The following is a 25,057-nucleotide window of genomic DNA, read 5'->3' on the forward strand; positions in this document are numbered from 1 at the left end:
TCCGTCCGAGTGAAGCCGCTCCGCCTCCGCCTGCTCCTGGGTATCGCCATCGTGGCGGCGGTGCTCTCCTGGGCAGGTGCCAAACTCTGGGACTCCTTCGGCCAGCTGCCCGGTGTGCCCACGGCCGCTCCGATCGTGCTGGCAGCGGTCGCCGTGGTCCTGCTCGCCACCGCGATCTCGCTCCGGGCCAGACTCAAGGCCGTACGGGAACGGCAACCGGGTGCCAAGGGAGTGGATCCGCTGGGCGCGGCCCGGGCGGTGGTCCTGGGCCAGGCGAGCGCCCTGGTCTCGGCCGTGGTGACGGGCATCTACGGCGGTGTCGGCGTCTACCTGCTCAGCCTGCTGGACATCACCGCCCGCAAGCAGCAGGCCGTGACGGCCGGCTTCGCGGTACTGGCGGGCGCCGGTGTGATCGCCGCCGCGCTGTGGCTGCAGCACGTCTGCAGGCTCCCCGAGGACCACGACGACCCGTCCGGTCCGGCCGCCTCACCCCGTTGAGCGGGGCCCGGCCGGACGGAGCTGCCGTGACGTCAGGTGATGGTTCGGGTACCTGATGTGGTTTCGGCGCGCTGTCAAGACCCGAAAGGGTGTCGCGGCTGACAGCGCCCCGATTCGCACGCTAGTTTCTTTGGCATGTCACGCGGACGCCACCGTCAATCCTCCGTCCTCGGCCGGGCTGTACCTCCGATCGCAGCAGGTGCCCTGGTCGTCGCCGCGCTGGTCGCGCTGGTGGTCAGTCCCGATGAACCACTGGTGCGATCGGTCGGTGTAGCGGCGGTGTTCGGCGCCGTCGGCATGGCGGTCCTGCTGCGCCAGCGGGACCGGGCCGCCAAGCAGGCCGCCGAGGTCGCCGCGAACCGCCGCCTGGTGGCCGAGGAGCGCCACGAGGAGCAGCTCGCCGAGGCCGAGTACGCGGCCGAGGTCGCCGAGGAGCGGGCCACCCGCTTCGGACGCCGCCTCACCGCCGAGAAGGCCCGGCTGGCCAAGGCCGAGACGGAGATCGCCCGGCTCCTCCGCGAGCGTGCCGTCGCCGTCGCCGAGCAGGCCCTGAAGGAGGCGGAGGCGGCCCGGCTGGCGCATGCCGCGACCGTGCCCAAGTACCCGGCCAGTCCGGCGGCGTTCGTCCGCGCGGCGGCCGTACTGCGGCACCTGGAGTGCGAGGCCGAACGGGCCGAGGCGCGCCGGGACGGCTCCGCGCGGGCCCAGCTGGCCCTGCGGCCCAAGGCGCAGGCCGTTCCGGCCTCGGCAGCCGGGGCAGCCGGGGCGAGCTCGGCGAGGGAGGCGGCTGCGGAGGCTGCTACCGCCCCGGGTACGGCGACGGGTGCTGCGCGTCTGGTCCCGGCAGCGGCGGTGGCGCCGACCGTGCCCGCTCTCCCGGCAGCGCCTGCCGGGCCCGGTGCGGCGGTTGTTCCGGTGCCGACGGGGCTCGAAGCTCGGCTTGCTCCGGCTGCCGCGTCCGGCACGTCGGCCGTGTCCGTGTCCGCGGCTGCCAAGCCCGCCGCTCCCGTCGTGCCCGGGCCCGTTCGCCCGGCGCCGGCCGTGCCGCAGCCGGGTGGGCCCGAGCCGGTGATGCCGCAGCCGCGGGTTCTCGGAGGTGCCGTCCTGCCGCGTGCGCTCGGGGCGGCGGGGACGGCTGCGCAGGCCGGTGCGGCCGTTCCGGCCGTTCGGCAGCGACCGCGTCCGCAGGGGGCGGGCCGCTCCGCGGGATTCAGCTTCTTCGGACGTCCCGGTGCCGTTCGTCCGGCCGCTCCGGTGTCCGCCGCGGGCGGCGTGGCGGAGCTCGGCGAGCGGGCCGAGCTGGCGGATCTGGCCGACGTGGTCGGGGACGAGGCGGTGGCCGAGAGCGCCCGGTACGCCGTCCCCGGGGCGGGTGAGGCGGCTGCCGAGACCGCCGGGCAGGACGTGCGGGAGCCGGAGGGCCGTCCCGACCACGCCCGCCCCGAGGTGGTCGACCTGACGCCGCACGACGAGACCGAGTACCTGGAGCTCCCCGAGCTCCGTGCCGACCAGGGCCGGCAGCGGTAGCACCGGCAGCGAACGGCAGTACGTACGACGGACGCCCGGCCCCCTTTCGCAGGGGGCCGGGCGTCCGTTCTGGGTACGGCGCGTCAGATCGCGACGCCGAAGTCCTGGGCGATGCCCGCGAGGCCGGAGGCGTAGCCCTGGCCGATCGCGCGGAACTTCCACTCGGTGCCGTTGCGGTAGAGCTCGCCGAAGATCATGGCGGTCTCGGTGGCGGCGTCCTCGGAGAGGTCGTAGCGGGCGATCTCGGCGCCGCCGGCCGCGTTGAGCACGCGGATGTAGGCGTTGCGGACCTGGCCGAAGTTCTGGCTGCGGGCCACCGCGTCGTAGATCGAGACCGGGAAGACGATCTTGATGGCCTCGGCGGGCAGACCGGCCAGGTTGACCTTGATCTGCTCGTCGTCGCCGTCGCCCTCACCGGTGCGGTTGTCACCGGTGTGCACCACGGTGCCGTCGGGGGCGCTGGTGTTGTTGAAGAAGACGAAGTGGCCGTTGGACAGCACCTTGCCGTCCGCGTTCAGCACGATCGCGCTGGCGTCCAGGTCGAACTCGGTGCCCGTGGTGGTCCGGACGTCCCAGCCGAGGCCGACGGTGACCGCGGTCAGACCAGGGGCCTCCTTGGTCAGCGAGACGTTGCCACCCTTGGAGAGGCTGACTGGCATGGTGTGTGGTGTCCCTTCGTTGCTCTTGTAGGCAAAGAACGTTAAAGGGGCCGGGCATGGTTCCAGCCGGGCCGGATCGATCTGCTGTCACGGCCGCCGACGCCGAGCGCGGAGCAGGGGGCCGGTCAGACCCGGGGAAACTTCCCCAGCAGCGACCAGATATTCGGGTTGTCGCCCAGACCCTCGTGCAGCTCGGTCAGATCGGCGATCACGTCCTGCAGGAAGTCCCGTGCCTCCCGGCGCAGTTCGGCGTGGCGGACCACGGCGGGCGGGGTGTCCCGCCGCCAGGTCGCGCTGATCTCCACCAGGCCGAAACGGCGGGCGAACCGCAGCAGTTCGGTGTTCTGGGTGAAGTCCAGGTCGAAGGTCTGCACGGCGGCGGCGCGGCTGCCGCGCACATCGAGGTCCAGTTCCTCGACGGAGTCGCAGAGCGCCCAGGCGAAGTCGAGCACCGGCACCCATCCCCAGGCTGTGGACAAGTCCTGGCCGTCCGCCTCCAGGAAGATGTCGCCGCAGAACAGGTCGTACCGCAGGCTGCGCACCGAGGCGCTGCGGTAGTCGGTCTGCGGAGGGTCGGGAAAGCGGTCGGAGAGGGAGTAGTCGAGCTCGATCACGTAGGCCATTGTCCGGCATGCGGCGCGGGGCATCGGGCGGGCGGCGGCGGATCGGCGACGGTTGTCCACAGCTGTGGACAAGTGGAGAAGCCGACAAAGCGAGAAGGCGCCCAGTCGACGGGTGGATAACCGGGTGACCGGGGCGTGGCGGGGCGGGATGATGGGGGCATGCCTGAGCCCATCCGCGTACGGGGGTCGGTGGTCGTCCCGGACGCCGAGCTCGTCTGGCGCTTCTCGCGTTCGTCCGGCCCTGGTGGCCAGCACGTCAACACCTCCGACACCCAGGTCGAGCTGCGGTACGACCTGGCGGCTTCGGACGCCCTGCCGCCGGTGTGGAAGGAGCGGGCGCTGGAGCGGCTGGCCGGCCGGCTGGTGGACGGCCGGGTGCTGGTCGTCCGCGCCTCCGAGCACCGTTCGCAGTGGCGCAACCGCGAGGTCGCGGCGGCCCGGCTGGCCTCGCTGCTGGGGGAGGCCACGGCCCCGCCGCCGAAGGCCCGGCGGGCGACCAAGCCGAGCCGGGGGATGGTCGAGCGGCGGCTGCAGAACAAGCGGCACCGGTCGGAGTTGAAGCAGGGGCGCGGCCGGCCGTCGGAGTACTGAGCAAAGTCCGTGCGGGCCGCCTGAGTTGGTGGCCGCTCAGGTCTGGTGGCTGCGGTTGGCGCCGGGTGGGGGTGCGGTGCCGCCGACAGCGCCGACAGCGCCGAGGCGATCAGGCGAGTCTGCGGTAGCCGCCGCGGAAGTAGAGCAGCGGCCGGCTGTCCGGGCTCGGCACCCGGGCGGCCAGTACCCGGCCGATCAGCAGGGTGTGGTCGCCGGCGCTGACCCGCTGCTCGGTGCGGCACTCGACCGTGGCGAGTGCGCCGTCGATCAGTGGCGCGTCCACGAACTCGCCGCGGTGGTGCGGGGTGTCGGCGAAGAGCAGGCGGTCGCCGAGGCGGCCCTTCATGGCGAAGCGCGAGGCGGTCGTCCGGTGCTCCTCGCCGAGCAGTGACACGGCCCAGGTGTCCACCCGGGAGAGCAGCTCGTCCATCCGGGAGTCCTCGCGCACCGAGACGAGCACCAGTGGCGGCTCCAGCGAGACCGAGAGGAACGAGGTCGCGGTCATTCCGGCGTCCTCGCCGTCGGCCCCGCCTTCGGGGTCGTGGGCGGTCACCAGGGTGACGCCGGCGGCGAGCTGGGCCAGCGCGGACCGGAACTCGTCGGCGCTGGCGGTCGGGGCGGCGGAGGCGGGCCGTGGGGAGCTGTACACGTACCGCACGGTAGTCGGCGCGACGGGTGGGCGGCATCGGGCCCTGGTCGTAGGACCGGTTCGGGACCGGAGACCGATTGCGGGTTCCGATCGAGGGTCCGGTCCGGTCCGGCCTCGGCCGACGCGGGACTTCCGGGCCTGCTCACCCGCAGGGGTGATCGTCGAGCGTCTCCCGGCCGTCATGGGCCTTCAGCAGCAACGCCCGGTCGCCGACCACCCAATAGTCGTGATTGTCCGGGAACGTCTCGGTATCAGGCAGATGAACTACGTATGTACGCATAAGGATTGTGTGATTTGAGTCACAAGTGACGGCCTATTGTTGACCGAGCGTGCCGATCGCAGTGCTCGCTGTGATTCAGTTCTTCTGGCAATCGGACCATAACCAATCAAGAACTATCCGAAGCAGCCGGGGAGCCCCCGCATGGAAGCCGAGTCGGAGCCGTACGTCCGCCTGGCGACCCTCCGCACCTTGCACCGGGTCGTGGCGGACCTCAACGCTGCCCGCAGCCTGGCAGGCACCCTGCAGGCCGTGGTCGAGGGCGCGGTGCACGGACTCGGGTTCGACGCGGCTGCGGTCAGTCTGGTCCGGCCGGACGGCGATCTGGTGGTGGCCGCGGTCTGGGAGATCGAGGAGAGCGCCTTCGGCGGGCCCGCCGTGCTGCTGGGCCAGGTCGGCTCCCGGGAGTCCTGGGACCGGCTGCTGGGGGTCAGCGACCACTGGGGCACGCTGCGTTTCCTGCCGCACGACCGGGGCTGGGCGATCGGTCCCGACATCCCGCGCTGGACGGGCGACGGTCCGCTGCCGGTGTACGCCAACGACTGGCATCCCGCCGACGCCCTGCTCGCCCCGATGTACAGCGCGGGCGGCGACCTGCTGGGCGTCCTCTCGGTGGACCGTCCGCGCAGCGGGAAGCGCCCCGGTGCGTGGACCCGCGAGGCCCTGGAGATGTTCTCCCTGCAGGCGTCCATCGCCATCGGCAACGCCAGGCTACGCGCGGAGATGCAGCGTGCGCTGGCCCGTCTCGAGAAGGAGCAGCAGGCGCTGCGGGCCAGCGAGGAGAGCTTCCGGCAGGCTTTCGAGTTCGCCCCGAGCGGGATGGCCATCACCGAGCTGCACGGTGCCGGGCGGGGCCAGTTGAGCCGGGTCAACGACGCGCTGTGCCGGCTGCTCGGCCGTCCCCGGGCCACCCTGCGCCAGCAGCGCTTCGCCGATCTGGTGCACCCCGACGACCTGGCGCTGCTGCACCGCACCAGTGCCGACGGCGGCCGGGCCGAACTGCGGCTCTCCCGGCGGGACGGCGGCTACCAGTGGGTCTGTCTGCGCAACTCCGTGGTGACCGACGCCGCCGAGGGGCCGAGCTTCCTGCTCACCCACGTCGAGGACATCGAGGACCGCAAGCGGCACGAGCTCCAACTCGCCCACCGGGCCAGCCACGACGCGCTCACCGGCCTGCCGAACAGCGCCGAGCTGCGGGCCAGACTCGGCCGCCGGCTGTGCGACCAGCCGCAGTTGCCGGGTCCGGCCGGGCACGCCGCGGCCCACCCCGAGATCGGCTTCTCCCCGCCCGGTTACGTCCCGCCGGGCTACCCTCCGCCCGGGTACCCCGATCCCGCGTACGCCGACTCGGCCTACGCCGACCAGTCCCGCGCCGAGCCCGGCTACGCGGATCCACTCGGGACGCCGCACACGGAGCCCGCGTACGCCGCCCAGAGCGTCTCGTGCGGCGGGCACAGCGCCTATGACGGGCCGGGCGTCCCGGCCACGCTGACGCACGGTTACGGCGCGCCTGACGGCTCCGGTCCGGGCGCCGACTCGCGTTCGCTGGAGCGGGACCGCGAGGACTTCGCCGCCGGGCGCCCGCTGGCCGGCCGGGAGGAGACCCCGCCGGACCACGTGCACGCCGTGGTGCCGTCCGAGGGTTCCGGTGGCGGCGAGTTGTGGAGCGGGGGGTTCCGGGGCGGCGGGGTCGAGAAGGGGCTCGCGGTGCTCTTCTGCGACCTGGACGGCTTCAAGTCGATCAACGACCGGTTCGGTCACAAGGCGGGCGACGCGGTCCTGATCGAGGTGGCCAGGCGGCTGCAACAGGCCGTGCGCGAGGGCGACACGGTGGCCCGGCTGGGCGGGGACGAGTTCGTGGTGCTGGCCGACGGGATCGGCCGCGAGGAGGCCAAGGACCTCGCCGGGCGGCTGCGCAACGCGATCGTGCCGCCGATGCGGATCGACAACCGCACCACCCGGGTCGGCGTCAGCCTGGGGATCGGCTGGGCGGGCTGCGGAATGAGCATCGAGGAAGTCCTGCATGCCGCCGATGAGCGGATGTATGACGAGAAACGGGCGCGTGGAGGCGCGGTGCGGGGCGCGCGCGGAGAGCGGTCGCATCGGCGTGCGGGCTGAGCGCAGCTCAGGGCGCCTTTCCCTGCGGTCAGCTCCGGAAGGTAGGGTTCGCGGGTACGACCGTCACCACTGGCCCGTACGGCGAGCTGCCGTGCGGCGCGCTGCGATGGGGAGTTGACCACCGTGACCACGGACGGCAGCAACGGCGCGCCCGAGAGCGCGGCCAAGGACGACCCGTTCGCCTACCTCTACCGCCCGGCGGAGGGCGAATCGGTACCCGACACGACCCCGGTACCGGGGCAGCCGCGTACGTCGTACGCGCGCCCGATGGAGGTCGGCCGGGCCCAGTACGGCCAGCAGCCGCGCCCGCCGTACGGGCAGCAGCCGCCGACGTCGCCGACCCAGCAGGTTCCGCAGCAGCAGCAGCCGAACCGCTACGCCGAGCACTCCCGGCCGCAGCCGGGCGAGGAGCGGTCCTCGGGCGGGCGCGGCAAGGCCGCGGTGATCGGCGTGGTGGCCGTGATCGCCGCCGTCGCGATCGGTGGCGGGATCGCGCTGTCCGGTGGCGACGCGGGCAAGTCCAACGACGGCGCCAAGCCGGCCAACAGCCACAGCGCACCGGCCGGTCAGAGTGCGAGCCCGAGTGCCGGTGCCTCGTCGGCCGCGCCCTCGGTGCCGCCGCCGTCCACCGATACGACCGCGGATGCGTCCAAGCTGCAGGGGAGTGCTCCTTCAGGCAACGGCATCAAGAACGCCATTTCGGCGGACGGAAGTTACCGCACGCTCCAGGGTGGTGCGGGCTCGACCATTGTGTGGACGATCTCGGTCCAGACAGCGGGCCCGTACAAGTTCTGGCTGCACTACAACAACCCGGGCGCCGATGTTCCGGCGACCGTGACGATCAACGGCGAGAAATTCGCCGGGGGTTTGATGAACCTGAAGAACTACACCCACTCCAGCGATCCCGACCAGGCCTGGACCACCAGCAACATATGGCCTGACCTGCAGGCCGGGCCCACCACCTTCGCGGTGTCGGTCCCGGACGGGGTCAACATCGCGGTCGATCAGGTGGCGATCACACCGAGGTCGGTCGGCGAGTATCCGAAGAAGTGACCACCCCCGCCAGGTGGGCCACCGCCTCGGCCATCGCGGTGCGGGCCGGGGCGAGGTACTTGCGCGGGTCGGTGACCCGGTCGTCATCGGCCAGGTGGCGACGGACGGCCGGGGTGAAGGCGGTGTTGAGCGCCGTGCCGATGTTGATCTTCACCAGGCCGGCCGCGATGCCCGCCGACAGCTGCTCGTCCGGTACGCCGGAACTGCCGTGCAGCACCAGCGGGACGGGCACGGCGTCAGCCAGACGGCGGATCAGGTCGTGGTCGAGTGCGGCCGTCCGGGTGGTCATCGCGTGTGAACTTCCGACCGCCACCGCGAGGGCGTCCACCCCGGTGTCGGCGACGTAGTCGGCCGCCTCGCGGGGGTCGGTGCGGGCGCCGGGGGCATGCGGGGAGAGCGGCGGCTCGCCGTCCTTGCCGCCGACCCGGCCCAACTCGGCCTCCAGGTGCAGGCCGTGCCGGTGGGCCCAGGCGGCGGCCTCGGCGGTGGCCTTGACGTTCTCGGCGTGCGGGAGGGCGGAGGCGTCGAACATGGCCGAGGAGAACCCGCCGGCGGGTGCCGCGCGGAGCAGTTCGACGTCCTCGACGTGGTCGAGGTGGAGCGCGAGCGGTACCCGGGCGGCGGCGGCGATCTCGGCGCAGGCCCGGGCCAGCGGCAGCAGCCGGCCGCCGTGGAAGGCGACGGCGTTCTGACTGATCTGCAGCACGGCCGGGGCGGCGGCGCGTTCGGCCCCGGCGGCGATCGCCTCGGCGTGCTCCAGGGTGATCACGTTGAAGGCGGGCAGGCCGCGGCGTGCGGACACGGCGGCGGCGAGCAGCTCGGCGGTACGGGCAAGAGGCATGGGTGTCCCCCGGAAGGTGAGTAGCGGGGCGCAGCGCCGCTACTCACCCCCGGTGGGACGGGAGGGCTCAGGCCGCGTGGGCGACCGTGTGCAGGCGGTCCGCGCCGACGATCCACTCGCCGCGGCGCATCACCGCGACGAGCTCGTAGCTGTCGGAGTCGAGGACGACGAGGTCGGCGTTCTTGCCTGCCTCCAGGGAGCCGATGGAGTCCGACAGGCCGAGCAGCCGTGCCGGGACGGTGGACAGGGACTGCACGGCCTGGCCGAGGCTCAGGCCGTTGACGGTGACGGAGCGCTTGAAGGCGACGTCCAGGGTGAGGGTGGAGCCCGCGATGGAGCCGCCCTCGACCAGGCGGGCGACCCCGTTCTCGACCCGGACCTGGAGCGGGCCGAGCGGGTAGAGCCCGTCGCCCATCCCGGCCGCGCCCATCGCGTCGGTGATCAGTGCGACCCGGTCCGGGCCCGCCGTGCCGTACGCGAGGTCCAGCACCGAGGGGTGCAGGTGGACGCCGTCGTTGATCAGCTCGACGGTGACCCGCTCGTCCTCCAGGAGGGCGACGATCGGTCCCGGGGCGCGGTGCTGGATGCCCGGCATCGCGTTGAACAGGTGGGTGGCGACGGTGGCGCCGGCGTCCACCGCCTCCAGCGTCTTGGCGTAGTCGGAGTCGGTGTGGCCGACGGCCGCGATGATGCCGAGGTCGGCGAGCATCCGGACGGACTCCAGGCCGCCCGGCAGCTCCGGTGCGAGGGTGAACATCCTGGCGTGGCCGCGCGCGGCGTCCGCCAGCTTGCGCACCAGCGCCGGGTCCGGGTCGCGCAGCAGGTCGGGGCGGTGGGCGCCGCACCGGCCGGGCGAGATGAACGGGCCCTCGAAGTGGATGCCCGCCAGCACGCCGTCCTCGACCAGTTCGGAGAGGACGGCCGCCTGGTGGCAGAGCTCGTCGATCTCACCGGTCACGGTGGAGGCCATCGTGGTGGTGGTGCCGTGTTCCAGGTGCGTACGGGCGACCTTGAGGGCCTCCTCGGCCACCCCGGAGGCGTACGAGGCACCGCCGCCGCCGTGCACGTGCAGGTCGACGAAGCCCGGGACGACGGTGTGACCGGTCAGGTCGAGGTCGCCCGGCTCGCCGCCACCGCCTCCGCCCGTGCGGGGCGCGCCGCTCGTCACCGTCGCGATGCGCGAGCCCTCGACGGTCAGCCGGCCGTGCTCGACGACACCGCCCGGCAGCACCAGCCGGGCGCCGGAGAGCGCCGTACCAGTGGCGACGGGGGCACCTCCCGCCCGAAGGCCGGGGGACGCTGATTGATTCCGCGCGGTCGTCACGCGGTCACCTCCATGGAGAGCAGATCCCAGGCGAGCAGGCCCGCGCCCAGGGACGCGGCGGTGTCTTTGAGCATGGCCGGTACGACCTTCGGGGGCATCTGGAAGGTCAGCCGCTCGGCAACCGCCGCGCGTAGGGGCGTGAAGAGGGTGTCACCGGCCTCGGCCAGTCCGCCGCCGACGATCACGGTGGCGGGGTCGAGCAGGCTCTGGGCCAGCACGATCCCGTCCGCGAGGGCGTCCACGGCGTTCTGCCAGACCTCGATCGCTCGCTTGTCCCCGGCGTCGACGGCGACCGCGCAGGCAGCCGCGTCGGCGGCCGGGTCGCCGGAGCGCTCGGCCCAGGCCCGGGAGACGGCCGAGGCCGACGCCAGGGTCTCCAGGCAGCCACGGGCTCCGCAGCCGCAGGCCGGGCCACCGGGCCGGACCACGACATGGCCGATCTCGCCGCCGTAGCCGTGGGCGCCCGCTTCGATCCGTCCCCCGATGCCGATGGCTCCGGCGATGCCGGTGCCGAGCGCGATGAACAGGAAGCGGTCCACGCCGCGGCCCGCGCCGAGCCGCCCCTCGGCCAGTCCGCCGGAGCGGACGTCGTGACCGAGGGCGATCGGTACGGCGGTGCCGTCCGGGCCGCCGAGGCGCTCGCCGAGCAGCTTGCGCATCGGCAGGTCCCGCCAGCCGAGGTTGGCGGAGAAGACCGCGATCCCGTTCTTCTCGTCGATCGTCCCCGGCACGGCGACGCCTGCGGCGAGCGGCGGGCAGCCGAAACGGCTGCGGCCCTCGTCGGCCAGGTCGGCGGCGAAGCCGAGGACGGCGGCGACCACGGCGTCGGTGCCGCGCTCCCGCCCGGTCGGGCGGCGTGCTTCGAACAGCACGGAGCCGTCCTGGGCGAGTAGCGCGGCCTTCATGCCGGTGCCGCCTACATCGAGTGCGATGACGTGCTTCACGGGTGACAGTGTCCCTTGGCCAGGTCGAAGAGGTCTAGTCCAGTTGCCGGATTGGTCTGGTCCAACGGGGGTGAGCTTTGTCGCCATCGGAGGTGCACCGGGTGCTCTCCGGAACCGTGGGCAACCTTCCTTCCTGTTGCACCGCGCTGGTGCGGGCAAACGTTGGGCAGTGGGGGAACCGGGCGATGGGGCGGGTACGGGGCCTCCCGCCGTTCCTGGCGGGACCCGTCGGGGCCGGTCGGGGCCGGTCGGGGCCGATGGGCGGGCTAGGCCAGGACGACCGAGCGGGTGAGGCTGCGCGGCTCGTCGGGGTTCAGGCCGCGGGCCTCGGCCAGCGCCACGGCCAGCCGCTGCGCCCTGACCAGGTCGGCCAGCGGGTCGAGACCGCCGGCGCCGGAGCCGGCCACCAGCAGCGCGCCGGTGCGGGCGACGTCCGCCGCCAGCCCCGGTGGCAGCTCGCCGAAGGCCCAGACCGCCCGTCCCGGGGCGGCGATGCTGATCGGCCCGTGCCGGTACTCCATCGCCGGGTACGCCTCGGTCCAGGCGCCGGCCGCCTCGCGCATCTTGAGCCCGGCCTCCTGAGCGAGGCCGTACGTCCAGCCCCGGCCGAGGAAGGTGATCTGTTCGGCGGCGAGCAGCCCCTCGGGCAGCGGCTCGGCGAGGGCCCGATCGGCGTCGGCGGCGGCCTGCGGCACGCTCGGGACACCCGCCGGGAGCGCGCCCTCCAGCTCCAGGTGGGCGCGCAGCAGGGCGAGTGCCGTGGTGGCGAAGCGGGTCTGCACCACCGAGCGCTCGTCGGCGAAGTCCAGGACCAGCAGCTGGTCGGCGGCCCCGGCGATCGGGGTGTCCGGGTCGCCGGTGATCGCCGAGGTCGGCGCCTTGGCCCGGCCGAGTACGTCGAGCACCTCGGTGGTGGTGCCCGAGCGGCTGATCGCCAGGATCCGGTCGTAGCCGCGGCCGGGCGGAAACTCGGAGGCCGCGAGGGCGTCCGTCTCACCGTGCCCGCCGGCCTCCCGCAGGGCGGCGTACGCCTGGGCCATGAACCAGGAGGTGCCGCAGCCGATCACCGCCACCCGCTCGCCGCGCTGCGGCAGGGCGAGGGACGCCTCGGCGGCGAGTGTCGCGGCGCGGCGCCAGTTCGCGGGCTGGGTGGCGAGCTCCTCGCCGGTCAGGGAAGTCAAAGCCATGGGTGCGAGCTCCTCGGAGTGCTCAGGTCCATTGCTGCAGGTACGCCGACGGGCCGGCCCGCCGATCGTGAATGCGTGAAGCTGATTGATTTATAGCCGTTTCGAGCACGATTGCGCAACGCTAAGGCGTGGTACCCGGTTCGTGGCGGGCCTCGGACAACGCTCGGACCGGCTGCGGTGTGCAAAGCTGTCCAGGCTTCGCGCACCCGCGCGAGGCAGTCGCGACGTCGGTACAGGACCGGTACAGGAGGGGCGGCCCAGCGTGTCCAGGTACGAGCGGTGGAACGCCCTGCTGGAACTGCTTGCCGAGCACGGCAAGCTGGAGGTCGAGGAGGCCGCCGAGGCGCTCGACGTCTCCGCCGCCACCATCCGGCGCGACCTCGACCAGCTCGCCCGCCAGCAGATGGTCACCCGCACCCGGGGCGGCGCGGTGGCGCACAACGTCTCCTACGACCTGCCGCTGCGCTACAAGACCGCCAGGAACGCCGACGCCAAGCAGCGGATCGGCGCCGCCGTGGCCGACCTGATCGCGGTCGGCGAGGTGGTCGGCCTCAACGGCGGCACCACCACCACCGAGGTGGCCCGCGCGCTGGCCGTCCGCCCCGATCTGGCCGAACGGCCGGAGAGCGGCCCCGGGCAGAGCGTCACCATCGTCACCAACGCCCTGAACATCGCCAACGAGCTGACGGTCCGTCCGCAGGTGAAGATCGTGCTGACCGGCGGCGTCGCCCGCCCCCAGTCGTACGAGCTGATCGGCCCGCTGGCCGGACTGGTGCTGGGTGAACTCACCCTGGACGTCACGGTGTTGGGCGTGGACGCGTTGGATGCCGAGCACGGTGCGACCGCCCACCACGAGGGCGAGGCCAGCGTCAACCGGCTGCTCGCCGAACGGGCCCGCCGGGTCGTGGTGGCCGCCGACTCCTCCAAGCTGGGCCACCGGGCCTTCGCCCGGATCTGCGGTGTCGACCGGATCGGCACCCTGGTCACCGACGAGGGCATCAGTCCCGAACTCACCGCCGCCTTCACCGAGGCCGGTGTCCGGGTGATCGCGGTCTGACAACTCCGGAGGCAGCCGGGAACGGGGATTCCGTCCCGATTCGCCGGACCGCGGTTGCACGGACTGCAACGCGGCGGCGCACCTCGATAAATACCCGCCAGTAGGTCTGGACCGCCACGTCAGGGCGCTGACAGTGTGGCCGCCCTCCCCACCCGAAGGCGGTATCCCCGTTGAACACCCCTGCCCGGAAGTCCCGCCGCCGGTCGGCCCTGGCCGCGGCGCTCGCCGCCGTACTGGTGAGCAGCGGCTGCGGGACCCTGCTCTCCCCGGCCGGTGGCACGGTCACCCTCAAGCTGGTCGCCGCCGACTACGGGGACAGCGAGGCGACCAGCTCCAGCCACTACTGGGACGAGCTGGTCCGGCGGTTCGAGAGCGCCGACCCGTCGATCAAGGTCTCGGTCGAGGTGGTCGACTGGAACGACATCGACGACCGGGTCGCGGAGCTGATCGCCAAGGGCGACACGCCCGACCTCGTCGAGACCGGCGGCTTCGCCGACCAGGTCGCCGCCGGGCGGCTCTACCCCGTCGGCGACGTGCTCTCGATCGACACCCAGGCCAATCTGATCGACGCCTTCGCCAAGGCCGGGCAGGTCGTCGGCAGCCAGTACGGCATCCCCTTCGCGGCCTCCACCCGGGCCTTCTTCTACAACAAGGACATCTTCGCCAAGGCCGGCATCACCCAACCCCCGGCCACCTGGGAGGACTTGCGCAAGGACGCCGTGCAGATCCACAGCAGGGTGCCCGGCGTCCTGCCGTACGCCCTGCCGCTCGGCCCCGAGGAGGCCCAGGCCGAGTCGATGATGTGGACCATGAGCGGCGGTGGCGGCCTCTCCGACAGCGCGGGCAACTACAGCATCGACAGCGAGCAGAACCGGGCCACCTTCGCCTGGCTGCGCACCAGCCTGGTGGACGCCCACCTCACCTACCCCGACCCCGGGTCGGTCGACCGCAAGACGGCCTTCGCCGACTTCGCGGCCGGCAGGGTCGCGATGCTCAACGGCCATCCCTCGCTGATGCAGAAGGCCAACGCCGCCGACCTCGAGTACGGCACGGCGCCCATTCCGCGCAAGAACGCCCAGGACAAGGTCGGCACCCTCGGTGTCGCGGACTGGATGATGGCCTTCAAGGCCAACGGGCACCGGACCCAGATCAAGAAGTTCCTCTCCTTCGTGTACCGGAAGGAGAACACCCTCAAGTTCGACGAGATCTACAACCTGCTCCCGGTCACCCAGGACACCCGCGACGAGATGACCGGCAGCGGGATGCGCGAGGACCTCAAGAGCTTCCTGGCCACCCTCCCCAGCGCCAGCTTCTACCCGGTCGGCGACCCGTCCTGGGAGAAGGTGAGCGCCATGATCAAGAAGAGCATCGGCGGCGCGGTGCGCGACGGCGGCGACCAGGTCCTCGCCACCCTGCAGAAGTCGGCGGCGGAGGCGGCCGCCCAGGCGCACCACTGAGACGGGCCCCTGGGGCCCGGCCGGCCGGGCCCCAGGGGAACCGCCGGGCTCAGCCGGTGCCGAGGGTGATCGAGTACGCCTTGCGCAGGGTCTCGTGGACGGTCCAGGTGGTGCGGTCGCCCTCGCGCAGGACGGCGAAGTCACCCGGGCCGACGTTCAGGGTCGGCCCGCCCTCGATCTCGACCGTGGCGCGCCCGCTCACCACCACGAACAGCTCGTCCGCCTCGACGTCGGTCACCACGCCCGGGGTGATCTGCCAGACCCCGTGCAGCCGGCGGCCGTCCTCGGACTCCCAGAGCACCTTGCCGGTGACCTCCGGGGTGCCGGAGACGATCTGGTCGGGGCCGAGCGGCTCGGGTTCGAGGTCGAGGTCGGGAATGTGCAGAGCGAAGCTGTTGGTCATGGCACCGACGCTAGCCGGGCGGCGGGTCCGGTGGGGACGGCAGAGTGTGTCCGAGCGGCCGGGCAGAATGACACTTCGTAGCGAGTCCGAGGCGAGGTGGGTGCGGTGGCCGCTCTGAGTGAACGTGAACTGGCGGTGCTCGCACTGGAGGCCCGGCCGTGGCGGACGGCGGGTGCCAAGGAGCGCGCCATCCGGGAGGAGCTCGACCTCTCGGCAACCCGGTACTACCAGCTGCTGAACGGCCTGCTGGACCGGCAGGAGGCGCTCGCACACGACCCGGTGCTGATCAACCGGCTCCGCCGGATCCGGGCGGCCAAGCGCGCGGAGCGGTAGGGCCCGGCGAGGTTCGGCGCGCGGCCGGCGGTGGATGCGCCCGGGCTGGGTAGGGTCTGGGCATGGGTATGACTGAGCAGTCGGCACCGAGTACCCCGGCCGGACGCGCGGGCCTGGCGGCCCTGTTGGCGGCGCCCGCCGAGGCCGTGATCGCCCTCGACTTCGACGGGACCCTGGCCCCGATCGTCCCCGACCCCGAGCAGGCGCGTGCCCATCCCGAGGCGGTGGCCGTGCTCTCCAGGCTGGCCCCGCTGGTCGGCGCGGTGGTCGTGGTGACCGGCCGGCCGGCCGCCGTCGCCGCGCGGTACGGCGGCTTCGCGGGCGTCCCCGGGCTCGAACACCTCACCGTGCTCGGCCAGTACGGCGCCGAACGCTGGGAGGCCGCCACCGGTGAGCTGACCGCCCCCGAACCGCCGGCCGGCGTCGCCGCCGCCCGGGCCGAACTCCCCCGGGTGCTGGAGCGGGCGGGTGCCCACCCCGGTACCTGGGTGGAGGACAAGGGCCGCGCACTGGGCGTCCACACCCGTCGTACCGACGCCCCCGGCGCCGCGCTCGACCTGCTCCGCGAACCGCTGGAGCGGCTCGCCGCCACCCACGGCCTGATGGTCGAACCCGGCCGCTACGTCCTGGAGTTGCGCCCGCCCGGGGTGGACAAGGGCGCGGCGCTGACCGCCTTCCTCACCGAACGTCCGGCCGTCGGCGCGGTGCTGTACGCCGGGGACGACCTCGGCGATCTGCCCGCGTACGCGACCGTCGAGAAGCGCCGTACGGACGGCCGGCCCGGACTGCTGGTGTGCAGCGGCGGGACGGTGGCGGGCGAACCGCAGGTCGGTGAACTCGCTGACCGGGCCGACCTGTTGGTGCCGGGCCCGGCCGGACTGGTCGCGCTGCTGGCCGAGTTGGCCGACCGGATCGGCCCGGCGCGCTGAGCCGGTCGGCGCCGACCGCGCGGGCCCGCGGGCGGGTCTCCGAAGGAGGCGCCTCAGCCCAGGGCGTGCAGCTGGTCCAGGAACCACTGCCGGGGCGGGAGCGCGGTGGAGGCGGCGGCCAGTCGCTTGGTGCGGTCCGCGCGTTCGTCGGCAGGCATGGTCAGGCCCTGGTGCAGGGCCTCGGCGGTGGCGACGATGTCGTACGGGTTCACCGTGATGGCGTCGTCGGCGAGTTCGGCATAGGCGCCGGCCTCGCGGGAGAGCACCAGGGCACAGCCCGCGTCGGAGACCACCGGGACCTCCTTGGCGACCAGGTTCATGCCGTCCCTGATCGGGTTGACCAGGGCCACGTCGGCGAGCCGGTAGGCGGCCAGCGAGCGCGGGAAGTCGTCGTTGACGTGCAGGATCAGCGGCTGCCAGGTGGCCGTCCGGAACTCGTCGTCGATCTCCTGCGCGACGCGCCGGACGGCGGCCGTGTACTCGCGGTACTCGGGCAGGTCGTGGCGCGAGGGGTAGGCGAAGGCGACGTGCACCACCCGGTCCTGCCACTCGGGGCGGGTGCGGAGCAGGTGCCGGTAGGCGAGCAGGCCGCGGACGATGTTCTTGCTCAGCTCGGTGCGGTCCACCCGCACGACGGTCCGGCGCGGCGCCCCGTCCGCCGAGTGGCCGACCGCCTCGCGCAGGGTGGCCAGCCGGGCGTCCACGTCCGGCTGGTGGGAGCGCGAGCGGAGGAAGTCCGCGTCGGCGCCGAGGCCGTGGACGCCGAGTCGGGTGGTGCGCCCGGCACAGGTGACGGTGAGGGCGTCCCGGTCCACCGTCGCGCCGAGCACCGCCTCGCAGCAGTCGGCGAAGGCGAGCGCCCACCGGAGGGTCAGGAACGCCGCCCGGTCGGCGCCGAGGATGCCCGTGAGCACTGCCTCGGCGACATCGTCCGGCAGCATCCGGTAGTACTCGGGCGGGGCCCACGGGGTGTGCGAGAAGTGCCCGATGCGCAGGTCGGGGCGGAACGCGCGGAGCTGGGTCGGCACCAGGGAGAGGTGGTAGTCCTGGACGAGCACCGCCGCGCCGGGGGCTGCCTCGGCGGCCAGCGCCTGGGCGAAGGCGGAGTTGTACACGCCGTAGGACTCCCACTCGCGGCGGAACCGGTCGTCGAAGAGCGGCGAGACGGGGGTGTCGTACAGCAGGTGGTGGACGAACCACAGACTGGAGTTGGCGATGCCGTTGTAGGCGCGGCCGAAGGTGCCGGGATCGATGTCGAGCATCCGGACGGCCTGGCCGCCGACCTCGAAGCCGCCCAGGTCGAGCCGGCCGTCGGGGGACCGGCGGGTCGCCGCGCGGTCGGCGTCGCCGAGCGCCGCGCAGACCCAGACGGACGACGGATCGTCGATCGCGGAGAGCCCGGAGACCAGGCCGCCGCCGCCTCGGCGCAGGGTCAGCGAGCCGTCGTCCTCGAGGGTGAAGGACACCGGGCCGCGGTTCGAGGCCACCAGGATCGGGGCCCTGCCGGTCGGATTCGAACGTTCGGTCGCGAGATCGCCCATGCCTTGAACCTTGCCGGGCCCGGGGCACCGGAAACCCTTCGGGTCGGGCCACCCGTCAGGAGCAAGGGTGAACGGATCGGGGGCACGGCGAACCGCGCGAAGCGGACGGCACCGGGCCGCAGGTGCCTCCCGATTCGCGTGGTTCCCCGCGCCCCTGCGGGCTAACCCCGGTCCCGGTATTCGGGAACGCTGAGCATCGGAGGGCGTTCGAGGGCCGTGACCGGGTGGGTGTGCGGGGTGAATTCGCGGGACCGGGAGGCCCGGGTGAACTGGGTGAGGTGCGGGTGGACCAGGTCGTCCGCGGCCTTGAGGCGGTGGGTCCGGTCGAGGCGTTCCAGGGCCGTGCGGTAGATGGTGGCGGCCATCCGGCCGAGCGCCTGGCCGTCCTGGTGGCGGTGGTGCCGGACGCCGACGTCCACCTGCGCCAGGGCGTCGAGGCCGACCTCGTCCAGGGCGTCCACCAGCAGGCCGAGCTCGACCCCGTACCCGGTCGGGAAGTGCAGCCGCTCCAGCAGTGAGCGCCGGGCCGCGTACTCCCCGCCCAGCGGCTGGACGAACCCGGCCAGCTGCGGCCAGTGCAGGTTGAGCAGCGGACGCGCGACCAGCTCGGTGACCCGGCCGCCGCCGGCCGGTACGACGGCGCCCTCGGTCTCCAGCGGCCGGTCGTACATCGCCTTGACCAGCTGGATGCCGGGGTCGGTGAGCAGCGGTCCGACGATCCCCGTGACGAAGGCCGGGTCGAACTCGCGCAGGTCCGCGTCGATGAAGCAGACGATCTCGCCGGTGGTCGCCAGCAGCGAGCGCCAGAGCACCTCGCCCTTGCCCGGCACGGTGGGTATTCGGGGCAGGATGTCGTCGCGGTGCACCACCCGGGCGCCGGCGGCGGCGGCCAGTTCGGCGGTCCGGTCCACCGAGCCGGAGTCGACCACCACCAACTCGTCGACCAGCGGGAGCCGTTCCATCAGTTCGCGCCGGATCACCCGGACGATCTCGCCGACCGTCGGTTCCTCGTCCAGTGCGGGCAGCACCACGCTGACGGAGCCGGCCCGGCCCGCCGCCCGCTTGGCCGCCAGCAGGGCCTCGACGGGACGGTCGGCGGCCGTCCAGGAGTGGCGGCGCAGCCAGCGCTCCACCTCCGGCAGGAGGGCCTCGGTCAGCTGGTCGGGCACGGTGTCGCTCCTCGTGTTCGGGCGGAAACGGTCAGGTTCATCTCGCGTGTCGGACGTCCCCGTTCGAGCTTGACACCTTCGGCTACAGTCTTCGTAACTCGGCCGGACCTGCGCACATCGGGGTCGGCCCGGCAGCGTGACCACAACTTCACAGAGCTCATCCAGAGGGACTGAGGGAACGGCCCGTTGACGTCCCGGCAACCTTCTCGCCCGGCGGTCACAGGCCCCGGCGGGACAGGTGCCAATTCCGGCCTGTGACGCAGCCGCGTCACGGGGAAGATGAGGAGAGAGGCCTCCGCCATCATGGCTACCGCTACCCAAGCACCCGTTGCGACCGTCGACCTCGGCCCTGCCGCCGCGCTGTCCTGTCGCGAGTGCGGCACCCGGTTCCCCCTCGGTCCCAGTTTCGCCTGCCTGGAGTGCTTCGGCCCGCTGGAGATCGCCTACGACTTCGACTCCTACCAGGCCGAGCAGCTGCGCGAGCGGATCGAGGCGGGCCCCGCCAGCATCTGGCGCTACGCACCGCTGCTGCCCGTCCCGGCCGACGTGGCCGGCAAGCCCAACCTGAACCCCGGCTGGACCCCGCTGGTCAAGGCCGACAACCTGGGCCGCGAGCTGGGCTTCACCGCACAGCTGCACATCAAGGACGACTCCGGCAACCCGACCCACTCCTTCAAGGACCGGGTGGTCGCCTGCGCCATCGAGGCCGCCCGCGCCTTCGGCTTCACCACCCTGTCCTGCTCCTCGACCGGCAACCTGGCCGGCGCGGTGGGCGCGGCGGCGGCCCGGGCCGGGTTCAAGTCCTGCGTGTTCATCCCGCACGACCTGGAGCAGGGCAAGGTCGTGATGGCCGGTGTCTACGGCGGCGAACTGGTCGGCATCGAGGGCAACTACGACGATGTGAACCGGTTCTGCTCCGAGCTGATCGGCGACCCGGCCGGCGAGGGCTGGGGCTTCGTCAACGTCAACCTGCGCCCGTACTACGGCGAGGGCTCCAAGACCCTGGCGTACGAGATCTGCGAGCAGCTCGGCTGGCGGCTGCCGGAGCAGATCGTCATCCCGATCGCCTCGGGCTCCCAGCTCACCAAGATCGACAAGGGGCTGCAGGAGCTGATCAGGCTCGGCCTGGTCGAGGACCGGCCGTACCGGATCTTCGGCGCCCAGGCCGAGGGCTGCTCCCCGGTCTCCGCCGCCTTCAAGGCGGGCCACGACGTGATCCGCCCGGTCAAGCCGGACACCATCGCGAAGTCGCTGGCGATCGGCAACCCGGCCGACGGCCCGTACGTGCTGGACATCGCCCGCCGCACCGGCGGTGCGGTCGAGGACGTCACCGACGCCGAGGTGGTGGCCGCGATCAAGCTGCTGGCCCGCACCGAGGGCATCTTCGCCGAGACCGCCGGCGGGGTGACCGTCGGCGTGCTGAAGAAGCTGGTCGAGACCGGACAGCTGGACCCGGCCAAGGAGACCGTCGCGATCAACACCGGCGACGGCCTGAAGACCCTGGACGCGGTGTCCGACGCGGGTCTGACCGCCACCATCCGCCCGACGCTGGACTCCTTCCGCGCCGCCGGCCTGGCCTGAGTCCGACGCCGCTCCGGCCCGCCCGGCGCCCCCCGACCCACCACCTAGGAGCTTCGCACCATGAGCGCATCCGTCCGTATCCCGACCATCCTGCGCACCTACACCGGCGGCGCCGCCGAGGTGACCGCCGAGGGCGCGACCCTGGCCGCCGTCATCGCCGACCTGGACGCCAGCCACCCCGGCATCGCCGCCCGGATCCTGGACGACGCGGGCAAGCTGCGCCGCTTCGTCAACGTCTACGTCAACGACGACGACGTGCGCTTCGACCAGGGCCTGGAGACCGAGATCAAGGACGGTTCGTCCGTCTCGGTCATCCCCGCGGTGGCCGGCGGCTGCTGAACCCCCGGCGCCGACTCCGCACACCTGCGGACCCGGTCGCCGCTAGCACACCGGGAGCCGCCGACGGGCCTGGAATGTTTATTTCCGTGCCGGTTGGCGGCTCTTGGCGTGCCGGTGGAAAAGGGCGCTCTCAAGTGGCGGTAAAGTGCGCAGGTGTCGGCGTACTCCCCCGTCGGCCACATCTCGGGAGCGAGGCCCCGGACCGGCCTGCGACTGACGCTCCGCCAGCCGATCGCATACGCAAGGCTCTTCCGGCCGCTGAGACGGACCTCGGGCAGTCCACGGCAGAAGATGTCAGGACGACGTCAGAAATTTACCGGCGATTTGCGACTCTTCGTCCATTATGCCCGGCGGGAATTGGCGCATTCTGCCGCTTTTATCCCGCGACACCCGAAAGCTTCCGGGTGGAATTCCGGGAAGTTGGGCCTGTTGCAGAGGGCGTCTGTCCGGATACATTCAGCGGCGGTCGTACGCAATCACCCGTCGAACCGGCAACTCCCGGGAAACGGCGGCGGTTTGCGACGTGCACGGCTGTGCCCAGGGGGGGTTCCCTCGGGCCGGCCTACCAGCCTGGGCCCGCAACCTGCGGGTCCGTGAAGGGCCAGCACAGCACAAGGGGAGTTCGGAATGGCTCAGGGCACCGTCAAGTGGTTCAACGCGGAGAAGGGCTACGGCTTCATCGCGGTCGACGGTGGTGCGGACGTGTTCGTCCACTACAGCGCGATCCAGATGGACGGCTACCGCACCCTCGAGGAGGGCCAGCGGGTCGAGTTCGAGATCTCCCAGGGGCAGAAGGGTCCGCAGGCGGACATGGTCCGCAACGCTGCGGTCTGACCTTCCGACCTGCGGAGCCCTCGGCTCGGTCACGAGCTGGCGCTCACTCTGTTCGAGCAGTGGACCCGTACGACGCCCGTCGTACGGGTCCACTGCCGTCTGCGGGGTCCGGGGGCCGACCGCCAGCTGACCGGTCACCGACTGCCGGTCGACACTGCCGCATTGGGCTTGCACTCGATACCCCAGAGTGCTAATCATTGGCGTTAGCACTCTCAGCTTGAGAGTGACAAACGGACCGGGTCGGTGAGGCCCCAGGGAGCGCAGGGGAAAGGCCCCACGCTCGCAGGGCCGTCCGTCGCGGGCACCTCTCGGTCCGAGCAGTCGACCGTGTCCTGGAGGACCACTTCCGATGGCCAAGATCATCGCGTTTGACGAGGAAGCTCGCCGCGGCCTTGAGCGCGGCATGAACCAGCTTGCCGACGCCGTCAAGGTGACGCTGGGCCCCAAGGGCCGCAACGTCGTCCTTGAGAAGAAGTGGGGCGCCCCCACGATCACCAACGACGGTGTCTCCATCGCCAAGGAGATCGAGCTCGAGGACCCCTACGAGAAGATCGGCGCGGAGCTCGTCAAGGAGGTCGCCAAGAAGACCGACGACGTCGCGGGTGACGGCACCACCACCGCCACCGTGCTCGCCCAGGCGCTCGTCCGCGAGGGTCTGCGCAACGTCGCCGCCGGCGCCAACCCGATGGCCCTGAAGCGCGGCATCGAGAAGGCCGTCGCCGCCGTCTCGGACCAGCTGCTGGCCCAGGCCAAGGACGTGGAGACCAAGGAGCAGATCGCCTCCACCGCCTCCATCTCCGCCGCCGACACCCAGATCGGCGAGCTCATCGCCGAGGCCATGGACAAGGTCGGCAAGGAAGGTGTCATCACCGTCGAGGAGAGCAACACCTTCGGCCTGGAGCTCGAGCTCACCGAGGGCATGCGCTTCGACAAGGGCTACATCTCCGCCTACTTCGCCACCGACCTGGAGCGGATGGAGGCGTCCTTCGAGGACCCGTACATCCTGATCGCCAACTCCAAGATCGGCTCGGTCAAGGACCTGCTCCCGCTGCTGGAGAAGGTCATGCAGAGCGGCAAGCCGCTCGTCATCATCGCCGAGGACGTCGAGGGCGAGGCCCTGTCGACCCTGGTCGTGAACAAGATCCGTGGCACCTTCAAGTCCGTCGCCGTCAAGGCCCCGGGCTTCGGTGACCGCCGCAAGGCCATGCTCGGCGACATCGCCATCCTCACCGGTGGCACCGTCATCTCCGAGGAGGTCGGCCTCAAGCTGGAGAACGCCGGTCTGGACCTGCTGGGCACCGCCCGCAAGGTCGTCATCACCAAGGACGAGACGACCATCGTCGACGGTGGCGGCGACAGCGACCAGGTCGCCGGTCGCGTCAACCAGATCCGTGCCGAGATCGAGAACAGCGACTCGGACTACGACCGCGAGAAGCTCCAGGAGCGCCTCGCCAAGCTGGCCGGCGGCGTGGCCGTCATCAAGGCCGGCGCGGCCACCGAGGTCGAGCTCAAGGAGCGCAAGCACCGCATCGAGGACGCCGTCCGCAACGCGAAGGCCGCCGTCGAGGAGGGCATCGTCGCCGGTGGTGGCGTCGCGCTGCTGCAGGCCAGTGTCGCCTTCGACAAGCTGGAGCTGGACGGCGACGAGGCCACCGGTGCCAACATCGTCCGCGTGGCGCTGGAGGCCCCGATCAAGCAGATCGCGACCAACGCCGGCCTCGAGGGCGGCGTCGTGGTGGAGAAGGTCCGCAACCTCCCCGCCGGTCACGGCCTGAACGCCGCCACCAACGAGTACGTCGACCTGATCGCGTCGGGCATCATCGACCCGGCCAAGGTCACCCGCTCCGCGCTGCAGAACGCCGCCTCCATCGCGGCGCTCTTCCTCACCACCGAGGCCGTCATCGCCGACAAGCCGGAGAAGGCCGCTGCGGCCGCCGGCGGCGGCATGCCGGGCGGTGACATGGACTTCTGATCCCCCGGGATCGGCGAGTTCTGATCGTCTGCGAGGGCGGTCTCCCCACTGCGGGGAGGCCGCCCTCGCGGCGTTCCCGCCCCGCGTTCACTCGTCCGTGGCACGCTGGGCGCATGAACGCCGTCGGCCACTTCGAGTCGGACTACCTTGAGGACGAGCAGCGTCACGAGGAAGGGGGGTCGGTGGTGACGGCCGTGGCAGTCGGGTCGGACCCGCAGTGGTCCTACCTGTTGGACACCTGGCGGGAACTGGACGTTCCCGAGGGCTGGCGCGCCGAGATCGAGGGAGGGCAGATCGTCTTGGTGCCACCGCCGAACACGGGTCACAACCTGATCGCCGCACGGGTCCACCGGGCGCTGGTCCGGTGCCTGCCGGACGACGTTGAGGTGTTCCAGACGCTCGGCACGCAGATCGCCCGGCTGGAGATGCTCTACATCCCGGATCTGGTGGTCGTGGACACCGCTGTCCTCGCGGTGGACGAGGACGGTCCGGTTGACGCCGCCGACGTGCTGCTGGCGGTCGAGATCACCTCACGGAGCACGGCCCGGCACGACCGGACGAAGAAGCTCTGGGGCTATGCCCATGCCCCGGTCCCGCTCTACCTGCTGATCGACCGTTTCGACGAGCCCGGTCCGACGGTCACGCTGTTCTCCGAGCCCCACAACGGTGCGTACCGGCAGAGTCTCCGTACGCCTTTCGGCAAGCCGGTCAGCCTGCCGGAGCCGTTCGGCGTCGAGTTGAACACCGAGGGCTTCCCTGTGCCGAGCTGACCTGCGGGACAATGGGTGGATGGCCAGTTCTGACATCGAAACCGCACTGCACGCCGCCCGCGCCCTGATCCTCGCCGACCTCACCGCCCGGGACGTGGCCGAGGCGGAGGTGGTCTCGATGGTCGAGAAGGCCGTGACGCACCGCCGCTGGTGGCTGGAGCAGTGGCCGGACGGGGCGGAGTTCGTCCTCGGGCTGCTGGCCCAGGACGTGCAGGACGCGCTGCTGGAGGCGTACGGGCGCTGGCCGCTGTGCACCGCCTGCGCGGCCGAGGGCGACCCGCACGCGCTGAGCGTGGAACCCGAGCTGGGGTCGGAGCCGCACTGGGCCTGCGGCAAGAACGCCACCGTGGTGGCCCCGGTCGGACGGCTCACATGAGACCG

Annotated in this window: 25 protein-coding genes and 1 riboswitch; of the genes, 15 read left to right on the top strand and 10 right to left on the bottom strand. The window is 72.2% G+C overall.

The window, feature by feature from the left end; translation table 11 throughout:
* Together UK12_RS24025 and UK12_RS36870 are read left to right on the top strand one after the other, a co-directional pair.
* Positions 1-498 (top strand): DUF3180 domain-containing protein (locus UK12_RS24025; RefSeq protein ID WP_231591362.1); only part of this gene is annotated, 498 nt, incomplete at its 5' end.
* A gap of 135 nt (positions 499-633) precedes the next feature.
* Positions 634-2,025: a hypothetical protein gene (locus UK12_RS36870; protein ID WP_156178894.1), complete on the top strand. Its 1,392-nt coding sequence runs from the start codon at positions 634-636 to the stop codon at positions 2,023-2,025.
* A gap of 83 nt (positions 2,026-2,108) precedes the next feature.
* On the opposite strand, the gene UK12_RS24035 is transcribed toward UK12_RS36870, so the two are convergent.
* Positions 2,109-2,684 carry a TerD family protein gene (locus UK12_RS24035; protein ID WP_045305202.1) on the bottom strand — a complete coding sequence of 192 codons (576 nt, stop codon included), beginning with the start codon at positions 2,682-2,684 and terminating at the stop codon, positions 2,109-2,111.
* A gap of 125 nt (positions 2,685-2,809) precedes the next feature.
* Positions 2,810-3,298: a hypothetical protein gene (locus UK12_RS24040; protein WP_045305227.1), complete on the bottom strand. Its 489-nt coding sequence runs from the start codon at positions 3,296-3,298 to the stop codon at positions 2,810-2,812.
* A gap of 168 nt (positions 3,299-3,466) precedes the next feature.
* On the opposite strand from UK12_RS24040, the gene arfB reads away from it, so the two are divergent.
* Complete coding sequence (arfB, locus tag UK12_RS24045; protein ID WP_045305203.1) at positions 3,467-3,898, top strand: alternative ribosome rescue aminoacyl-tRNA hydrolase ArfB; 432 nt, start codon at positions 3,467-3,469, stop codon at positions 3,896-3,898.
* A gap of 109 nt (positions 3,899-4,007) precedes the next feature.
* On the opposite strand, the gene UK12_RS24050 is transcribed toward arfB, so the two are convergent.
* The gene (locus UK12_RS24050) at positions 4,008-4,547 is read right to left on the bottom strand and encodes a flavin reductase family protein (protein ID WP_082119897.1); all 540 of its coding nucleotides are present in this window, start codon (positions 4,545-4,547) and stop codon (positions 4,008-4,010) included.
* A gap of 421 nt (positions 4,548-4,968) precedes the next feature.
* Between UK12_RS24050 and UK12_RS44800 the strand changes: the two genes are divergently transcribed.
* Together UK12_RS44800 and UK12_RS24060 are read left to right on the top strand one after the other, a co-directional pair.
* Complete coding sequence (locus tag UK12_RS44800; RefSeq protein ID WP_045305205.1) at positions 4,969-6,942, top strand: GGDEF domain-containing protein; 1,974 nt, start codon at positions 4,969-4,971, stop codon at positions 6,940-6,942.
* A gap of 114 nt (positions 6,943-7,056) precedes the next feature.
* Positions 7,057-7,995 carry a hypothetical protein gene (locus UK12_RS24060; RefSeq protein WP_045305206.1) on the top strand — a complete coding sequence of 313 codons (939 nt, stop codon included), beginning with the start codon at positions 7,057-7,059 and terminating at the stop codon, positions 7,993-7,995.
* Here the strand turns inward: UK12_RS24060 and UK12_RS24065 are convergent.
* The 4 genes from UK12_RS24065 to UK12_RS24080 form a co-directional block, all read right to left on the bottom strand.
* Positions 7,958-8,836 carry a class II fructose-bisphosphate aldolase gene (locus UK12_RS24065; protein ID WP_045305207.1) on the bottom strand — a complete coding sequence of 293 codons (879 nt, stop codon included), beginning with the start codon at positions 8,834-8,836 and terminating at the stop codon, positions 7,958-7,960. The two genes, UK12_RS24060 and UK12_RS24065, sit on opposite strands and share 38 nt — an antisense overlap.
* Before the next feature lie 67 nt (positions 8,837-8,903).
* Positions 8,904-10,160, bottom strand: a complete 1,257-nt coding sequence (gene nagA / locus UK12_RS24070; protein ID WP_082119894.1) for an N-acetylglucosamine-6-phosphate deacetylase — start codon at positions 10,158-10,160, stop codon at positions 8,904-8,906.
* The gene (locus UK12_RS24075) at positions 10,157-11,104 is read right to left on the bottom strand and encodes an ROK family protein (protein ID WP_045305208.1); all 948 of its coding nucleotides are present in this window, start codon (positions 11,102-11,104) and stop codon (positions 10,157-10,159) included. The genes nagA and UK12_RS24075 overlap by 4 nt, the downstream gene beginning before the upstream one ends.
* Before the next feature lie 266 nt (positions 11,105-11,370).
* Positions 11,371-12,291, bottom strand: coding sequence for an SIS domain-containing protein (locus tag UK12_RS24080; RefSeq protein ID WP_045305209.1), 921 nt, complete (start codon positions 12,289-12,291; stop codon positions 11,371-11,373).
* A gap of 262 nt (positions 12,292-12,553) precedes the next feature.
* Here UK12_RS24080 and UK12_RS24085 point away from each other — a divergent pair, with 262 nt between their 5' ends.
* Both UK12_RS24085 and UK12_RS24090 read left to right on the top strand, forming a co-directional pair.
* Positions 12,554-13,348 carry a DeoR/GlpR family DNA-binding transcription regulator gene (locus UK12_RS24085; RefSeq protein WP_045305210.1) on the top strand — a complete coding sequence of 265 codons (795 nt, stop codon included), beginning with the start codon at positions 12,554-12,556 and terminating at the stop codon, positions 13,346-13,348.
* A gap of 170 nt (positions 13,349-13,518) precedes the next feature.
* Positions 13,519-14,805 (top strand): extracellular solute-binding protein, encoded by a 1,287-nt coding sequence (locus tag UK12_RS24090; RefSeq protein WP_197085134.1) that lies wholly within the window; start codon positions 13,519-13,521, stop codon positions 14,803-14,805.
* 49 nt (positions 14,806-14,854) lie between these two features.
* Here UK12_RS24090 and UK12_RS24095 read toward each other — a convergent pair whose 3' ends face one another.
* Positions 14,855-15,208: a cupin domain-containing protein gene (locus UK12_RS24095; protein WP_045305211.1), complete on the bottom strand. Its 354-nt coding sequence runs from the start codon at positions 15,206-15,208 to the stop codon at positions 14,855-14,857.
* Positions 15,209-15,313: 105 nt separating this feature from the next.
* On the opposite strand from UK12_RS24095, the gene UK12_RS24100 reads away from it, so the two are divergent.
* Both UK12_RS24100 and otsB read left to right on the top strand, forming a co-directional pair.
* Complete coding sequence (locus UK12_RS24100) at positions 15,314-15,541, top strand: DUF3263 domain-containing protein (RefSeq protein WP_045305212.1); 228 nt, start codon at positions 15,314-15,316, stop codon at positions 15,539-15,541.
* A 62-nt stretch (positions 15,542-15,603) separates the two neighbouring features.
* On the top strand, positions 15,604-16,470 hold the full coding sequence (gene otsB / locus UK12_RS24105) for a trehalose-phosphatase (protein ID WP_045305213.1): 867 nt from the start codon (positions 15,604-15,606) through the stop codon (positions 16,468-16,470).
* A 53-nt stretch (positions 16,471-16,523) separates the two neighbouring features.
* Here otsB and UK12_RS24110 read toward each other — a convergent pair whose 3' ends face one another.
* On the bottom strand, positions 16,524-18,011 hold the full coding sequence (locus UK12_RS24110) for an alpha,alpha-trehalose-phosphate synthase (UDP-forming) (RefSeq protein WP_045305214.1): 1,488 nt from the start codon (positions 18,009-18,011) through the stop codon (positions 16,524-16,526).
* 161 nt (positions 18,012-18,172) lie between these two features.
* Positions 18,173-19,180: a glucosyl-3-phosphoglycerate synthase gene (locus UK12_RS24115; RefSeq protein WP_231591363.1), complete on the bottom strand. Its 1,008-nt coding sequence runs from the start codon at positions 19,178-19,180 to the stop codon at positions 18,173-18,175.
* Between the two features lie 154 nt (positions 19,181-19,334).
* A riboswitch (SAM riboswitch) is annotated at positions 19,335-19,466 on the top strand.
* Between the two features lie 17 nt (positions 19,467-19,483).
* Between UK12_RS24115 and thrC the strand changes: the two genes are divergently transcribed.
* The 6 genes from thrC (at position 19,484) to UK12_RS24145 (ending at position 25,052) form a co-directional block, all read left to right on the top strand.
* Positions 19,484-20,761: a threonine synthase gene (gene thrC / locus UK12_RS24120; RefSeq protein WP_045305215.1), complete on the top strand. Its 1,278-nt coding sequence runs from the start codon at positions 19,484-19,486 to the stop codon at positions 20,759-20,761.
* Between the two features lie 60 nt (positions 20,762-20,821).
* The gene (locus UK12_RS24125; RefSeq protein WP_045305216.1) at positions 20,822-21,100 is read left to right on the top strand and encodes a ubiquitin-like small modifier protein 1; all 279 of its coding nucleotides are present in this window, start codon (positions 20,822-20,824) and stop codon (positions 21,098-21,100) included.
* Between the two features lie 627 nt (positions 21,101-21,727).
* Positions 21,728-21,934, top strand: coding sequence for a cold-shock protein (locus UK12_RS24130; RefSeq protein WP_045305217.1), 207 nt, complete (start codon positions 21,728-21,730; stop codon positions 21,932-21,934).
* Between the two features lie 349 nt (positions 21,935-22,283).
* Positions 22,284-23,906: a chaperonin GroEL gene (gene groL / locus UK12_RS24135; RefSeq protein ID WP_045305218.1), complete on the top strand. Its 1,623-nt coding sequence runs from the start codon at positions 22,284-22,286 to the stop codon at positions 23,904-23,906.
* Positions 23,907-24,019: 113 nt separating this feature from the next.
* A complete protein-coding gene (locus UK12_RS24140; protein ID WP_082119896.1) occupies positions 24,020-24,676 on the top strand; it encodes a Uma2 family endonuclease in 657 nt (218 codons plus the stop codon).
* A 19-nt stretch (positions 24,677-24,695) separates the two neighbouring features.
* Entirely contained in the window at positions 24,696-25,052 is a 357-nt protein-coding gene (locus tag UK12_RS24145; protein ID WP_045305219.1) for a hypothetical protein, read from the top strand.
* Positions 25,053-25,057 lie beyond the last annotated feature (5 nt).

Origin of the sequence: Saccharothrix sp. ST-888 (genome assembly GCF_000955975.1) — a bacterium.
GTDB lineage: Bacteria > Actinomycetota > Actinomycetes > Streptomycetales > Streptomycetaceae > Kitasatospora.